We start from the raw sequence: 14,569 nt of genomic DNA, 5'->3' as shown, positions 1-14,569 counted from the left end.
CCTAGGGGCCATGGCAGGAAAGACCAGCACACGGAGTTCGAACGCCGGCAGCGCCGGAGGTTCGTCGACATCGCGTGCTTCGGGGGGATCACGCAAGCCGCCCGGAGGGCGAACCGCACGTACGGTGACCACGCCGAAGAAGCCGACAGCGCCCCGCAAGGCAGCGCCGAGAAACGCAGCCCCACGGAATGCGGCGCCGCGCGGATCAGGATCGAGGCGGCCGCCCAAGAAGAAGTCGGGTGGAGTGATGTCCGCCGTCGGACGCGGTATGTCGTCCGGGTGGTCGATGGCTGCCCGCGGAGTAGGGGCCACCACCCGCACTGTCAGCAAGGCAAAGGACATCGAGCACGGTCATCGCCGTGACGGACTTGCCCTCGGCTTGATCGCCGTCAGCGTCGTCGTTGCCGCCGCGGTCTGGTTCTCGGCTGGCGGTCCGGTGGGCGAGTGGATCGAGATAGCGGTCCGAGCGATCGTCGGGGACGCCGGGTACATCGTGCCCGTCCTCGGAGTCGCCGTGGCCGTTCTGCTCATGCGAACCGAACCGAATCCGGACATCCGCCCGCGACTGGTCCTGGGCTCGATCCTGCTGATTCTCCCGATCCTCGGTCTCTGGCACATGGCGGCGGGGTCGCCGACGGACGCCGAAGGTCGCGCGTCGGGGGCAGGATTCGTCGGGTACGTCGCAGGTGGACCGATCGCCGACGGTCTGACCGTGTGGCTTGCCGTGCCATTGTTGCTGTTGGCCGGTCTGTTCGGTGTGCTGCTTCTGACCGGGACAACCGTGCGGGACGTTCCGGATCGCCTCCGATCGCTGTTCGGGACCGACAGCCGCGGTGACGAGTACGGCGACTACGACCCGGCCGACTACGGTTCGGAGTTCGGTGACAACGACTACGGCGACGGTCGATACGGGGACTACGACGCGGCGGCCTTCGACGCTGACGGTTACCCCGTGGACAACTCTGCCGGGCATCTCGGTGGGGATCCGTACGGCAACTACCCGACCGAGGAGTACATCCCGGTCAAGAAATCCCGAGCCCGCAAGCCCGGCGCGGAGCAACTGCCGACCGAGGTGATCGAACCGGTCGCGTCGGAACCCGAACTTCCACTCGAGCCACCGACGGCGCCGACGCCACCGCGACCCAGGCCCAAGCCCGTCGTGAAGGCGGCCGAGCCGAAACCGGCCGCGGACGAGGACAAGATCGTCGTCGACCGCGTCGTCGACGGGGATTACACGTTGCCGTCGCTGTCGTTGCTCATCGACGGCGATCCGCCGAAGACTCGCAGCCAGGCGAACGACGCGATGATCGAGGCCATCTCCGAGGTTCTCGAACAGTTCAAGATCGACGCAGCGGTCACCGGATTCACGCGCGGCCCGACGGTGACGCGCTACGAGGTCGAGCTGGGACCGGGTGTCAAGGTCGAGAAGATCACGGCCCTTCACCGCAACATCGCGTACGCGGTCGCGACGGACAACGTCCGACTGCTCGCCCCGATCCCCGGCAAATCAGCCGTCGGTATCGAGGTACCCAACTCCGATCGCGAGATGGTACGACTCGCCGACGTACTCACCGCTCCGTCGACCCGCAAGGACCACCATCCTCTGGTGATCGGCCTCGGCAAGGACATCGAAGGCGATTTCGTCAGCGCGAACCTGGCGAAGATGCCGCACCTGTTGGTCGCCGGTTCGACGGGGTCCGGTAAGTCGAGCTTCGTCAACTCGATGCTCGTGTCGTTGCTGGCGCGAGCCACGCCCGACGAGGTTCGGATGATTCTGATCGACCCGAAGATGGTCGAGCTGACGCCGTACGAGGGCATTCCGCATCTGATCACCCCGATCATCACGCAGCCCAAGAAGGCCGCAGCCGCCTTGGCCTGGTTGGTCGAGGAGATGGAACAGCGCTACCAGGACATGCAGGTCAACAAGGTGCGCCACGTCGACGACTTCAACAAGAAGGTACGTTCCGGCGAGATCACCGCACCCCTGGGAAGCGAGCGGGTGTACCGCCCGTACCCGTACATCCTTGCGATCGTCGACGAGCTGGCCGACCTGATGATGACGGCGCCCCGCGATGTGGAGGACGCGATCGTCCGCATCACCCAGAAGGCGCGTGCTGCCGGTATCCACCTGGTGCTCGCCACGCAGCGGCCGTCGGTGGACGTCGTGACCGGTCTGATCAAGACCAACGTGCCGTCACGCCTGGCTTTCGCGACGTCGTCGTTGACCGACTCGCGGGTCATCCTCGATCAGGCGGGTGCGGAGAAGCTCATCGGCATGGGCGACGCGTTGTTCCTCCCCATGGGTGCCGGCAAGCCGACCCGTCTGCAGGGTGCGTTCATCACCGACGAGGAGATCTCGGCCGTCGTCGACTTCGCCAAGAACCAGGCGGAGCCGGAGTACAACGAGACGGTCACCGCCGCCAAGGCGTCGGACAAGAAGGACGTCGACCCGGATATCGGCGACGATATGGACGTGCTGCTGCAAGCGGTAGAGCTCGTCGTCACCAGTCAGTTCGGGTCGACGTCGATGCTGCAGCGCAAACTCCGCGTCGGATTCGCCAAGGCGGGACGGCTGATGGACCTCATGGAGAACCGTGGCGTCGTCGGGCCGAGCGAAGGCTCCAAGGCCCGCGAGGTGTTGATCAAGCCCGACGAGCTCGACGGCTTGCTGTGGTCGATCAGGGGCGGCGACCCGGACGACGCGCCGGCAGAGGACTGACGGCGCGTCACCGAGCGGGGTCCTGACGCGGTGTCAGGACAGGGCGCCCATGACCGGCTTCCACTCGACGATCGTGGACGTCTCGACGAGATTCTCCACGGCGAACGGATCCTGCTCGAACAGCGTGGCCACCGACGCGGTGTCGGTTCCCTCGACGATGATCAGCGCGCCGCTACCGTCGACGTACGGACCGGACGACACCAGCACGTTCTGCTCGAGCAGATCGGCGAGCCAGGCGCGATGCGTCGCGCGGTGGGTGTCGCGGCCGTCGGTGGTGCTGGGCGAATAGGTGTAGTGGACGGCGAACAGTGCCATGTGAGATTCCTTCGTCTTCGAACTGCGGGACGATGAAATCCTGTCAGAGCGACAGCAGCATCCGGGTGTTGCCCAGTGTGTTGGGCTTCACATAGCTGAGGTCGAGGAACTCCGCGACACCGGTGTCGTAGGACCTGCACATCTCGGCGTACACCTCCGCGGTGACGGGCGTGCCGTCGATCTCGACGAACCCGTGTCGGGCGAAGAAGTCGGTCTCGAAGGTCAGGACGAACAGACGTTGCAACGACAGGTCGCGAGCGACCTGGACGAGCTTGTCCACGATCAGGCGGCCCGCACCGTGTCCCTTGGCCGACGGGTCGACCGCGACCGTACGTACTTCGCCGAGATCGGCCCACAACACGTGCAAGGCGCCGCAACCGATGACAGTTCCTGCGCGTTCCGCGACCCAGAATTCCTGGACTGCCTCGTACAAGGTCACCAGATTCTTCTCGAGGAGGATCTTGCCTGCGTAGATGTCGATCAGTCGCTTGATCTCCGGGATGTCGGACGTCCGTGCTCGTCGAATCACCAGATCGTCGCCTCCGCGGGAAGACTGTCCGGTGTTCGAGGCTGGGTCCGAGGAGGTGTCGAGATCGTCTCGACTCGCCCGGTTCGGCGCAGAAGTCATGTGGTGAACAGTAGCCAACACACGAGCAGATATTCTTCTGGTGTGTCCGTCTCCGAACTTGCCGCCGCACTACCGGGACACCTGTGCCGACACGTACACCTACGGATCGGTACGGCATGACCGAACGCGTACCACCGACGCCGCAGTTGCCCCACGGCAATTCTGCGACCGGCAGTACCGAGGTCGTCCCGATCCTCAACATCGCCAACGTCCTCACTGTTCTCCGCATTGCGCTCGTTCCTGTGTTCCTGGTCGTCCTGTTCGCCGGCGACGGTCACGACACGACGTGGCGAATCGCGGCAACCGTCGTATTCGCGGTAGCCGCCATCACCGATCGGATCGACGGACAATTGGCGCGCAAGTACGGGCTCGTCACCGATTTCGGCAAGATGGCCGACCCCATCGCGGACAAGGCTCTGATCGGCGCAGCCCTCATCGGGCTCTCGATTCTGGGCGACCTTCCCTGGTGGGTGACCATCGTGATCGCAGCTCGCGAAATCGGGATCACCCTTGTCCGGTTCATCGTGATCCGTCACGGCGTCATCCCGGCGGGACGGGGCGGCAAGATCAAGACTCTGGTGCAGAGCTTTGCGATCGGGTTCTATCTGTTCCCCCTCCCGGACGACGTGCGCTTCGTGTCGGTGACTCTGATGGGCGCCGCCGTCGTGCTCACCGTGTACACGGGCATCGATTACATCGTCCAGGCAATCCGGCTTCGGCGTGGCGTCACGTCATGACCCACCCGCTGCACCGGGAGGACAAGACCTGACCCGAAATACGGTCGGAAAAGGTGTGTCGATGTCGCTTCGGCGGGTAATCGAGAACACGGCCGTATAGGGTCGGGAACCAATCGCGCACGGTCCTTCGTTGTAGCTGAAGATGAACGTCCCGTACGTACAGATGAACAAGAACCACAGATGACGAAGAACCACAGATGACGAAGAACGAGGAGGAGCGAGATGGCGCTGCTATTGCGTGAAGCACTCGGCGACAGTCTGCGGCGCACTCGCGTTGCGCAAAGCCGGACCCTGCGCGAGGTCTCCAACACTGCACGGGTGAGTCTCGGTTACCTCTCCGAGGTCGAGCGTGGCCGCAAGGAAGCGTCGAGCGAGCTGCTCAACGCGATCTGCGACGCATTGGCCGTCCCCCTTGCCGACGTCATGAGCGACGTCAGTGAGTCGCTGTCGGAATCGACGCTGGCTGCCCGTGCTGCCGACGCAGATGCTGCTGTAGGTGCGGACGCGGCTACCGACGTGGACGCGGTGTCGCCTCGTATCGCCGACGACACTCGTGTTGTCATTCCTGCGCCCGCGCGGGCTCTAGCCGCTGCCTGATCGGCAGACATGAGCCCTCGTACCGCTAGGGTGGAAACGACACTCACGACAAACCGACCAGACCAGTATTCTCGTGTCACTGGCAGTTCTTCGACGGTCGCTGTACACCTCAGCTGACCCCCTACGCGCGAACCCGGCGCTCGATATGGAGGCAGGATCAACCCATGGCTAATCCTTTCGTCAAGGCCTGGAAGTACATGATGGCCCTCTTCAATTCCAAGATCGACGAGAAGGCCGACCCCAAGGTTCAGATTCAGCAGGCCATCGAGGACGCGCAGCGGCAGCACCAGGCGCTGTCCCAGCAAGCTGCTTCGGTGATCGGCAACCAGCGTCAGCTGGAAATGAAGTTGAGCCGTCAGCTGGACGAGGTCGAGAAGCTGAACGCGAACGCCCGTCAAGCGGTCACGTTGGCCGATCAGGCTGCGGCAGCCGGTGACGTGGACAAGGCAACGCAGTACACCAACGCCGCCGAAGCGTTCGCCGCACAGCTCGTCACGGCCGAGCAGGGCGTCGAGGACCTGAAGGTCCTGCACGATCAGTCGCTGCAGGCAGCGTCGCAGGCCAAGAAGGCCGTCGAGCAGAACGCCATGGCGCTGCAGGCCAAGGTCGCCGAACGCACCAAGCTTCTCAGCCAGCTCGAGCAGGCCAAGATGCAGGAGAAGGTCAGCGAGTCGCTGCGATCCATGGACAGCACGCTGTCGGCGCCGGGCAACACGCCCAGCCTCGATGCGGTCCGAGACAAGATCGAGCGACGCTACGCGGACGCACTCGGTTCGGCCGAGCTCGCACAGAATTCCGTGTCCGGTCGCATGATGGAGGTGCAGCAGGCGTCGGTGCAGATGGCCGGTCACAGCCGTTTGGAGCAGATCCGCGCGTCCATGGCAGGGGACTCCCTTCCTTCGGGTAACTCCGCAGCGGCGCCCAAGCCGTCGATCCAGAAGGCCTCGAACGCCACTCCCGAGCCCCCGGCACAGAACCAGTAGCTCGTGTCGAACGAACAGCATGGCCGGTCACGAAAGTGGTCGGCCATGCCCGTCTCCGAGTCGGTTTCGATGGTGCGAGCAGCCACCGACACGGCTCGGCGGTCTGTGGAGTCCGCCGTCGACGCGGTCGGTCGGTGGAACGATCCTCGGCAGAAACATCTCAGACGGATCAAGCGAGCTCGTCGAAGGGGTACCTGGCTGGGCAGTGCGTCCGGTGCGACCGCCGCGTCGACCGCGGGTTTGGCCGTCGCCTCGGCTCCCGAGTGGACGTTGTTCGCCGGAGGCGGTGGTGCGGCGTTGCTTGCGGTACCGGCTGTAATGGCCTTCGGTCGCTACCGACGTCTGCGAGCGGAGCCCCTCCCGGCTGCTCGTCCTGGTAAGGCCGTGTTGCCGCCCAGATCTTCGGCAGCCTACGAACCCGTGCGTCGACTCGTGGGTGCACAGAACAGCCTGTACGAGCTCGTGGGGATTCTGACCCGGTCCGAGTTCGTCGACTCGGCAGAGGTGTCCGACATCACGGACGTCGCCGACGCCGCCGCCCGTACGCTGCGCGACATGGCCGCGGACATCTCGTCGTTGGAACGAGCGGCGGACGGAAGCGCCCGGGCTGCCTCGCACCTGTCGCCCACCATTGCGACGGCAGCCGTCGAGTTGGACAAGGGCGTCGACCAATTCGAGGACCTCGTCGCGGCGGCCGCACGTCTGACGAGCCCGGGCGGCTTGCCAGGCAGTGCGGTGGAGCTACGCAAGGCCGAGTTGCTCTCCGCCACCGATCGTCTGGAAGGGTGGGCCAGTGCGCTGGCAGAACTGGCGGCGATCAGAGGCCGGCACTCCTGAGTCTTCCGCGTCCTCAGGTGTGCGTTCCGAGACTTAAGGGTATTCCCCCATCTTCCCCTGAATTCCCTGCTGGAGTGGTGTTTTCGCGTCTGCGGCATGCCAGGATCGGAAGCACACCAAGGAAAGGGAATCACATGTTCTGGAAAGTTCTCGGCATCATCGTCCTGGTCTGGCTCGCGTTCGCCGTTCTCGGCACGGTGATCAAGGGATTGTTCTGGGTGGCGGTGGCGGCGGCAATCGTGTTCGGCATCTACTGGTTGGTCAAGTCGATCTCTGCGGGCGACCAGCGCGATCTGACCAAGCTGTAGTTCCCACGAGGGCGGTGACGGCTCCGGGAACCGAGTCGATCCGTACCGGCAGCGGCGCGATCCTCTCACCGTCGGCGTACGCGATCATCCCGGGAGCACTGAGGTGCACCCGCGAGGCGCGGTAGGTCTCGACATCGGGGAGGTCGACGTGCGTGCCCTTGTACAGCGTGGGGGAGAGCCGGACCAACCGAGTGCGGCTGGACGCCCTGACGATGGTCACGTCGAACAGTCCGTCGTCGGGATCGGCGCTCGGACAGATTGCCATACCGCCCCCATAGGTAGGACCGTTGCCGACGGTCACCAGCGTCGCATCGACGTCCATCGACTGCCCGTCGAACTCGATGGAGTACGGGATGCATCGAAACCGGCTCAGTTCCAACAGCATTGCGATGTTGTACTTCGACGGGCCGGAGGGCCACGTCATTCTGTTGGCGCGTTCGGTGACCAGGCTGTCGAATCCGCTCGACAGGACGGTCGCGAACCACCTGTTTCCCACGCGCCCGAGGTCGAGCGACCGACGTCGATCGTCGATGACGATGTCCGCCGCCGCCACCGGGTCGTCCAGTGGGACTCCGACGAGGCGAGCGAAGTCGTTGCCCGTCCCGGCAGGGGCGACAGCCAGCGGGGTCGTGGTCGTGGCGACTGCTTGCAGAGCGAGGTTGACCAGTCCGTCGCCCCCGACGGCCACGAGACAGTCGGTGCCGGTGCGGACCGCTCTCCTCGCCTGATCGAGTGCCTCGCCCGGAGTTCTGCCCTCGATGGTGACGACGTCGACGCCTCGCTCGCGCAATCGTGCAACGACAGCTGTGGACACGCGGACTCCGCGCCCGCGGCCCGCAGTGGGGTTCGTCAGAACCGTGACAGTCACGGAATCAGTTTGCCAGGATTCAGAATTCCCGCGGGATCGACCGCGCCCTTCACGGCTCGAAGGACTGCGGACCCGACGGGTCCGATTTCGTCGGGCATCCACGATCGGTGGTCGCGGCCCACGGCGTGGTGGTGTGTGACAGTCGCTCCACTGTCGACGATGGCTTCGGTCGCCGCACGCTTGGCGGTCGTCCACTGCGCCGACGCGTCGGGTGCTGCCGCGCAGACCACTGTGAAGTAAAGCGACGCACCGGTGGCGTACAGATGCGACACATGACACATCACGATCGGAGGAGTGCCGAGCCCGGTGAGCGCCTCGACGAGAGCGGTGGTGACCCGGGTGCGTACCGTGCTCAGATTCGACCAACTCGTTGCTGTTTCGAGAGTCTCGGCCAGGGCACCTGCGTCGAGCAGCGCATCACGTAGGTACGGCGAATCGAACCGCTTCTCTTCCCATCTCCTTGCACCCTCGGCGTCCGTCACATGCCCGCCGGAGGCGAGCACCACCGCGTCGGCGGCCGTTGCAGCGTCGATCGCCGAGTCGTCGCCGTCCGGGCTGTCGAACGTCGCCACGACGGTGCAGCCGCCCTGCTCACCGTCTGGACCGGCCCGGCCCGACAGGGCGGCGTCGATGGCGGATTCGGCTTCGTCCGACAGCCTCACGACCGTCGGCCTGCCCGTCGCCACGGACAGCTCTCGCAGTGCCTCGACTCCGGAGGCGAAGTCCGGAAAATGCCAACACCGGTATTCGGTGTGACGAGGGATCGGCCGGACTCGTACGGTCACCGACGTCACGATTCCCAGAGTGCCCTCGGAACCGAGGAAGATCTGACGCAGGTCCGGTCCCGCCGCAGACGCAGGCGCTCGTCCGCAGACGGTCGTACCGACCGGGGTGACGACGGTCATCGCCTCGACCATGTCGTCGAAACGCCCGTATCCCGAGGACGACTGGCCCGACGACCGTGTCGCGGCGAACCCTCCGATGCTGGCAAAGGCGAACGACTGCGGAAAATGACCGAGGGTCAGGCCGTGACGGCCGAGCATCTCCTCGGCTGCCGGGCCGGTGACTCCTGCCTGCAACGTTGCGGTGCGAGATTCGACATCGAGATGTGTCAGCGCGTCGAGTCGACGTGTGCTGACCGTGACGACGGTGTCGAACCATTCGCGGACCGGGTCGACTCCGCCGACGACGCTGGTGCCACCGCCGAACGGAACGACGGCGATTGCGAAGTCGCTGCAGTACCGAAGAAGGGATTCCAGCTGCTGTGTATTCGCGGGGAAGAGGACTGCGTCCGGTGCGTGCTGCACCCCGCCGCGGCGCCTGGCGAGCAGATCGGTCGTGCTCTTGCCGCCGAGATACCGAAGTCGAACGTCGTCGTCGGTGGAAACGTATGCGGCACCGACGATGTCCTCGAAACCTCGGCGTCGGTCGTCGGTCAGTCGCGACCGAGTCGGTCGCACCGGAGCGACCTCCCGCTCGGACCGATCCGGTGCGCCGGAAATGCCCAGCGCGGACTGCAGCAGGTCTCGAACCTCGGTCGACAGAACGCGCTTGTTCTCGGCGGTTCCCCACGCATCCCAGGCCATCGTCGAGGGCGACGCGCCGGGCAGCTCCACCGGGGGATGTTCCTGCATGATCTATAGTGTTACACAGCTTGCATATTTGTAACCCGGTCTCGGTATTTCGTTCTCGAGGCCACCGAGCGAGGTGCCGACAGTGAGTGACCAGTCCGTTGCAGGCTCGTCTGCCGTGAAGGATTCGTCCTCCGTCGAAGACCAGGTACTCGACGCGGCGCGCTCCTGCATCCTCGAACACGGTGTCCGGCGCACCACTCTCGCCGAGATCGCTCGACGTGCCGGGGTCAGCCGGCCGACGGTCTACCGGCGCTGGGCGGACACACGGGCCGTCGTGTCGTCGTTGCTGACACGTGAGATCGGTTCGGTAATGCCGTCGTTCGATCTCGACGCTCCTGTCCGACCACAGGTGTCCTCCGCGGCACGCGATGTGGCGGACAACGTGCGTTCACACCCTCTGTTCGTCAAGATCATCGAGTCCGACTCGGACATCCTGTCCACCTACATCCTCCACCGGCTGGGCACCAGCCAGTCGCTGATCATCGACGCGCTGGCGCCCGTCGTAGCTGCAGGGCAACGGGACTCGTCGATCCGCCACGGGAACACGATTCATCTGGCGACCGTCGTTCTCCTCATGGTCCAGTCCGCAGTCCAATCGGCGAACATGGTCGCGCAGCGCATTCCCGGTGACGAGTTGATCGCGGAAGTCTCCTACGCCGTCGACGCGTACCTTCGCCCGGCTGGTCCGTGAGACCCTCCGGCAGCTCGGCTCCCTCCGGCAGTTCGGCCCCCTCGGGCAGTTCGGCGCTGAACGGCTCCCGACGTGAACGCGATATCGAAAAGCTCTGGGGCGGTGACGTTGTCGACGTTCTGGTCGTGGGTGGCGGTGTCACCGGTGCAGGCATTGCGCTCGACGCGGCGTCACGCGGACTGAGCGTTGCTCTCGTCGAGAAGCACGATCTGGCATTCGGGACGAGTCGGTGGAGTTCCAAACTGGTGCACGGCGGCCTGCGGTACCTGGCGTCGGGCCACGTCGGGATCGCCCACGAGAGTGCGGTGGAGCGCGGAATTCTGATGACCCGTACAGCCCCACATCTGGTTAAGCGCCTCGCGACGATCATTCCGTTGCACGAGTCGATATCTCGGGTCGATGCCGCCGTGATGAGGGCCGGCCAGGCCGCAGGAGACGCACTCAGAGCGGCCGCCGGGACGTCCGCGGAGCTGCTGCCGCGCGCAGATCTCATCGGAGCGGGCAGCGTGGTCGACGCCGCGCCCACCGTTCGGCGTCGCGGACTGCGCGGCGGCGCACGATCCTGGGATGGGCAGTTGGTCGACGACGCCCGGCTCGTCGTGGCCATCGCGCGTACAGCCGCGTCGTACGGCGCCTCCGTCCTGACCGGACTGGGCGCATCCGACGTGGACCGAACGTCGGCTCTGATCACCGACACCGAGTCCGGGGAGCACACTCGCATCAGGGCGCGGATCGTCGTCAACTCCGCAGGGGTGTGGGCTGGTGAAATCGACCCCCGAATCACCCTGCGTCCCAGCCGCGGGACGCACCTCGTCTTCGACGATGCGACGTTCGGCGGGCTGAATTGTTCGCTCACCATCCCGATACCCGGTGAGCGCAACCGCTTCGTGTTCGCACTTCCAGCGCCGCTCGGCCGCGTGTACGTCGGATTGACCGACGAGGCGACCTCGGGTCCGGTACCGGATGTCCCCGTCGCCTCGGACGCGGAGGTGGACTTCCTGCTCGCAGTTCTCGCAACCGTCGTCGACCCGGCGCCGACGCGCTCCGACGTCATCGGAACCTTCGCTGGTCTTCGTCCGTTGCTGGCCGCTGGTGATGGAGCTTCGGCCGACCTGTCCCGTCGGCACGCCGTGCTCGACGACGGTGCCGGACCCATCGGTGTGGTGGGCGGCAAGCTGACGACGTACCGATTGATGGCCGAGCAGGCCGTCGACGTGGTGGCGACGGCTCTCGATGAGACACTCGGACCTTCACGCACGGCATCGATTCCGCTCGTGGGGGCCGCGACGCAGCAGACCCTCGATGCCATCGACGCCCCGGAGTCCGTGGTCCGACGGTTCGGAGCCGACGCCATGCTCGTCCGAGCACTCGCGGACCGGATGCCGGGTGGGTGGGCACCGGTTGCGGAAGGGATCGACATCTGCGAGGCGGAGTTGGCTTTCTCGGTGCAGTACGAGGGTGCTCGGTCCGTGGGTGATCTGCTCGACCGACGCACGAGGATCGGGCTCGTGGACGTCGACCGGGAGCGAGCCGTGGACTCCGCGGAGCGAGCCCTCGTGCAGTTCCTGCACACGCGTCGGTGACCACAGATACGCGTATGTGAACAACTGTGGCACGCTGAACCCGTGCGCGTAGCGGTAGTGGCAGGCCCCGACCCAGGCCATGCTTTTCCGGCGATAGCACTGTGCCTGAAGTTCGTCGAGGCGGGGGACGAGCCGGTGTTGTTCACCGGTTCCAGGTGGATCGACGGTGCGCGAGCAGCTGGTGTGGACGCCCGGTTGCTCGAGGGCCTCACTCCACGGCCCGAGGACGACGACATGGATGCGGGCCAGCGAATTCACTCGCGCGCAGCATTCGTCGCGACGGAGTTTCTTCCGGATCTTCGGTCTGTATCGGCCGATCTCGTCGTCTCCGACATACTGACTGCCGGAGGCGGTATGGCGGCCGAGAAACTCGGCGTTCCCTGGGTGGAGCTCTCGCCTCACCCGTTGTACACGCCGTCGAAAGGGTTGCCTCCCATCGGAAGTGGTCTTGCGTGTGGCGTCGGATTCCGCGGCAGGCTTCGTGATCGGATGATGCGCGCCGCGACCGGACGATCCATCGCCCAGGGCAAAGCGCAACGCAGTGCGGCACGGATCGGGATCGGGCTTCCCTCCGAGGACCCGGGTCCGACGGCCAGGCTGATCGCGACGATTCCCGCCCTCGAAGTCCCGAGGCCGGATTGGCCGTCGGAGGCGCATGTCGTGGGTCCTCTGCACTGGGAGCCGACGAACGAGATTCTCGAACTCCCGCCCGGCGACGGCCCGGTCGTGATGGTGGCGCCGTCGACGGCGTTCACCGGGGCGGCGGGAATGCTCGAGATGACACTGGAAGGAATGCAGGGCAGCGGTACGCGCGTGGTGGCGTCGATACTCGACGACCCTCCGTCGTCGTTGCCGACGTGGGCCGTAGCTGGTCTCGGGCGTCAGGACGCGCTGTTGCGCGCAGCAGACGTCGTGGTGTGCGGTAGTGGGCACGGTCTCCTGTCGAAGGCTCTGATCCACGGTGTTCCGGTGGTCGCGGTCCCCGGCGGCGGGGATCAGTGGGAGCTGGCCAACCGCGCCGAGCGGCAGGGAAGCGCTATCGTGGTTCGTCCGCCGACCCCGGAGTCGATCGGATCCGCCGTGCGGGCAGTGTTGGAGGGCCCGTCCTACGCCCGCGCTGCTGCTGACGCCGCGGCAGGAGCACACGACGTCGAGGATGCGGTCGAGGTGTGCCGCGCTGCTCTCGCCTGACACCGTTTCGGTACGGTTGTACGGTGCGATTGACTGAATTCCGTGAACTGCTCGTCGAGGAGTTCGGCCAGATTCGGGGTGACTCGATCCTGGTCGATCACGTCATCACCGGTATCGACGGGCTCACCGGCGCCGAGGCGATAGAGGCCGGGGTCGATCCGCGTGAGGTCTGGCGCGCGCTGTGCAAGGAGTTCGACGTGCCGCGTAGTCGCTGGTGACAATTCTCGGCCCTTTCCGCGTGTCGGATGACGCAATCGAACACGTGTTCGCCTATGCTGGGTGTCATTCGGTTGGGCTCGTCGAGTGCGGCTGGATCGAACGTGTCGGTGGGCGGCTCTACGGTTACCGACAACACGCTGAACTACGAACCACGCTGACAGACCGCACCGATACAGACCACACGGATACAGACCACTCAAGGAGATCACGATGCCTGCATACGATCGCGACAAAGCGCTCGATCTCGCACTAGCGCAGATCGACAAGAACTTCGGCAAGGGATCGGTGATGCGGCTCGGTGACGAGGTTCGTCAGCCGATCGCCGTCATCCCCACCGGGTCGATCGCCCTGGATGTAGCGCTCGGCATCGGTGGACTGCCGCGTGGCCGAGTCGTCGAGATCTACGGTCCGGAATCCTCGGGTAAGACCACCGTGGCACTGCACGCAGTCGCCAATGCGCAGCGCAACGGCGGAATCGCCGCGTTCATCGACGCCGAGCACGCACTGGATCCGGACTACGCTCAGAAGCTGGGCGTCGACACCGACGCACTGTTGGTCTCGCAGCCGGACACCGGTGAGCAGGCGCTCGAGATCGCGGACATGCTGATCCGCTCGGGTGCGCTCGACATCCTGGTCATCGACTCGGTCGCTGCGCTCGTGCCGCGCGCCGAGATCGAAGGCGAGATGGGAGACAGTCACGTCGGTCTCCAGGCTCGTCTCATGAGCCAGGCGCTGCGAAAGATGACCGGTGCGCTCAGCAATTCCGGCACCACGGCCATCTTCATCAACCAGCTGCGCGAGAAGATCGGCGTCATGTTCGGCTCCCCGGAGACAACCACCGGCGGTAAGGCACTCAAGTTCTATTCGTCCGTTCGCCTCGATGTCCGCCGTATCGAGACGTTGAAGGACGGCACCGACGCAGTCGGCAACCGCACGCGTGTGAAGATCGTGAAGAACAAGGTTGCGCCTCCGTTCAAGCAGGCAGAGTTCGACATTCTGTACGGCAAGGGCATCAGCCGTGAAGGCTCGCTCATCGACATGGGCGTCGAGCACGGGTTCATTCGCAAGTCGGGCTCCTGGTTCACCTACGACGGCGATCAGCTCGGCCAGGGCAAGGAAAATGCTCGGAAGTTCATGCTCGAGAACCCGGACATCCGCGACGAGATCGAGAAGAAGATCATGGAGAAGCTGCAGATCGGGGCCGACGTCACGGCCACCGACGAAGCCGCACCTGTCGAGTTCTAAGTCTGGGTAGTTGT

Annotated in this window: 15 protein-coding genes; 11 read left to right on the top strand and 4 right to left on the bottom strand. The window is 65.3% G+C overall.

Going from position 1 to position 14,569, the window contains the following annotated elements:
- The first annotated feature begins 10 nt into the window (after window positions 1–10).
- Window positions 11–2,719, top strand: a complete 2,709-nt coding sequence (locus CH293_RS24860; RefSeq protein ID WP_176460117.1) for a DNA translocase FtsK — start codon at window positions 11–13, stop codon at window positions 2,717–2,719.
- Between the two features lie 33 nt (window positions 2,720–2,752).
- Here CH293_RS24860 and CH293_RS24855 read toward each other — a convergent pair whose 3' ends face one another.
- A complete protein-coding gene (locus CH293_RS24855; RefSeq protein WP_019664124.1) occupies window positions 2,753–3,034 on the bottom strand; it encodes a YciI family protein in 282 nt (93 codons plus the stop codon).
- A 43-nt stretch (window positions 3,035–3,077) separates the two neighbouring features.
- Window positions 3,078–3,662, bottom strand: coding sequence for an amino-acid N-acetyltransferase (locus CH293_RS24850; protein ID WP_230595699.1), 585 nt, complete (start codon window positions 3,660–3,662; stop codon window positions 3,078–3,080).
- A gap of 116 nt (window positions 3,663–3,778) precedes the next feature.
- Between CH293_RS24850 and pgsA the strand changes: the two genes are divergently transcribed.
- From pgsA to CH293_RS28295, 5 genes are all read left to right on the top strand, one after another.
- Window positions 3,779–4,399 (top strand): CDP-diacylglycerol--glycerol-3-phosphate 3-phosphatidyltransferase, encoded by a 621-nt coding sequence (gene pgsA / locus CH293_RS24845; RefSeq protein WP_037142456.1) that lies wholly within the window; start codon window positions 3,779–3,781, stop codon window positions 4,397–4,399.
- Window positions 4,400–4,621: 222 nt separating this feature from the next.
- The gene (locus CH293_RS24840) at window positions 4,622–4,996 is read left to right on the top strand and encodes a helix-turn-helix domain-containing protein (protein ID WP_037112849.1); all 375 of its coding nucleotides are present in this window, start codon (window positions 4,622–4,624) and stop codon (window positions 4,994–4,996) included.
- A 164-nt stretch (window positions 4,997–5,160) separates the two neighbouring features.
- On the top strand, window positions 5,161–5,979 hold the full coding sequence (locus tag CH293_RS24835; protein WP_037112851.1) for a PspA/IM30 family protein: 819 nt from the start codon (window positions 5,161–5,163) through the stop codon (window positions 5,977–5,979).
- A gap of 45 nt (window positions 5,980–6,024) precedes the next feature.
- Window positions 6,025–6,816 carry a hypothetical protein gene (locus CH293_RS24830; protein ID WP_052059520.1) on the top strand — a complete coding sequence of 264 codons (792 nt, stop codon included), beginning with the start codon at window positions 6,025–6,027 and terminating at the stop codon, window positions 6,814–6,816.
- A 134-nt stretch (window positions 6,817–6,950) separates the two neighbouring features.
- Entirely contained in the window at window positions 6,951–7,124 is a 174-nt protein-coding gene (locus CH293_RS28295; RefSeq protein WP_176460116.1) for a hypothetical protein, read from the top strand.
- On the opposite strand, the gene CH293_RS24825 is transcribed toward CH293_RS28295, so the two are convergent.
- Window positions 7,078–7,992, bottom strand: a complete 915-nt coding sequence (locus tag CH293_RS24825) for a diacylglycerol kinase (RefSeq protein ID WP_176460115.1) — start codon at window positions 7,990–7,992, stop codon at window positions 7,078–7,080. The two genes, CH293_RS28295 and CH293_RS24825, sit on opposite strands and share 47 nt — an antisense overlap.
- Window positions 7,989–9,578 carry an FAD-binding oxidoreductase gene (locus tag CH293_RS24820; protein WP_037112854.1) on the bottom strand — a complete coding sequence of 530 codons (1,590 nt, stop codon included), beginning with the start codon at window positions 9,576–9,578 and terminating at the stop codon, window positions 7,989–7,991. Before CH293_RS24820 ends, CH293_RS24825 begins: the two co-directional genes overlap by 4 nt.
- A gap of 130 nt (window positions 9,579–9,708) precedes the next feature.
- Here CH293_RS24820 and CH293_RS24815 point away from each other — a divergent pair, with 130 nt between their 5' ends.
- The 5 genes from CH293_RS24815 to recA all read left to right on the top strand — a co-directional run bounded on the left by CH293_RS24815 (window position 9,709) and on the right by recA (window position 14,555).
- Window positions 9,709–10,317, top strand: coding sequence for a TetR/AcrR family transcriptional regulator (locus CH293_RS24815; RefSeq protein ID WP_037113342.1), 609 nt, complete (start codon window positions 9,709–9,711; stop codon window positions 10,315–10,317).
- Window positions 10,314–11,900: a glycerol-3-phosphate dehydrogenase/oxidase gene (locus CH293_RS24810; RefSeq protein WP_094721764.1), complete on the top strand. Its 1,587-nt coding sequence runs from the start codon at window positions 10,314–10,316 to the stop codon at window positions 11,898–11,900. The genes CH293_RS24815 and CH293_RS24810 overlap by 4 nt, the downstream gene beginning before the upstream one ends.
- A 42-nt stretch (window positions 11,901–11,942) precedes the next feature.
- On the top strand, window positions 11,943–13,091 hold the full coding sequence (locus CH293_RS24805; RefSeq protein ID WP_176460114.1) for a glycosyltransferase: 1,149 nt from the start codon (window positions 11,943–11,945) through the stop codon (window positions 13,089–13,091).
- Window positions 13,092–13,114: 23 nt separating this feature from the next.
- Window positions 13,115–13,309, top strand: coding sequence for a DUF3046 domain-containing protein (locus tag CH293_RS24800; RefSeq protein WP_019664112.1), 195 nt, complete (start codon window positions 13,115–13,117; stop codon window positions 13,307–13,309).
- 211 nt (window positions 13,310–13,520) lie between these two features.
- On the top strand, window positions 13,521–14,555 hold the full coding sequence (recA, locus tag CH293_RS24795) for a recombinase RecA (RefSeq protein ID WP_019664110.1): 1,035 nt from the start codon (window positions 13,521–13,523) through the stop codon (window positions 14,553–14,555).
- Window positions 14,556–14,569 lie beyond the last annotated feature (14 nt).

Origin of the sequence: Rhodococcus sp. 14-2470-1b (genome assembly GCF_002259415.1) — a bacterium.
Taxonomy (GTDB): Bacteria; Actinomycetota; Actinomycetes; order Mycobacteriales; family Mycobacteriaceae; genus Rhodococcoides.
Note: the sequence above shows the minus strand (reverse complement) of the source record. Positions and strands in the feature narration are given on the sequence as shown.

Bases quoted from the DNA above. Each gene is read 5' to 3' on its own strand.
- CH293_RS24855 (WP_019664124.1), bottom strand. From the start codon at position 3,034: ATGGCACTGTTCGCCGTCCACTACACCTATTCGCCCAGCACCACCGAC.
- CH293_RS24830 (WP_052059520.1), top strand. From the start codon at position 6,025: ATGCCCGTCTCCGAGTCGGTTTCGATGGTGCGAGCAGCCACCGACACG.
- CH293_RS24860 (WP_176460117.1), top strand. From the start codon at position 11: ATGGCAGGAAAGACCAGCACACGGAGTTCGAACGCCGGCAGCGCCGGA.
- recA (WP_019664110.1), top strand. From the start codon at position 13,521: ATGCCTGCATACGATCGCGACAAAGCGCTCGATCTCGCACTAGCGCAG.
- CH293_RS28295 (WP_176460116.1), top strand. From the start codon at position 6,951: ATGTTCTGGAAAGTTCTCGGCATCATCGTCCTGGTCTGGCTCGCGTTC.
- CH293_RS24835 (WP_037112851.1), top strand. From the start codon at position 5,161: ATGGCTAATCCTTTCGTCAAGGCCTGGAAGTACATGATGGCCCTCTTC.
- CH293_RS24820 (WP_037112854.1), bottom strand. From the start codon at position 9,578: ATGGCCTGGGATGCGTGGGGAACCGCCGAGAACAAGCGCGTTCTGTCG.
- pgsA (WP_037142456.1), top strand. From the start codon at position 3,779: ATGACCGAACGCGTACCACCGACGCCGCAGTTGCCCCACGGCAATTCT.
- CH293_RS24850 (WP_230595699.1), bottom strand. From the start codon at position 3,662: ATGACTTCTGCGCCGAACCGGGCGAGTCGAGACGATCTCGACACCTCC.
- CH293_RS24840 (WP_037112849.1), top strand. From the start codon at position 4,622: ATGGCGCTGCTATTGCGTGAAGCACTCGGCGACAGTCTGCGGCGCACT.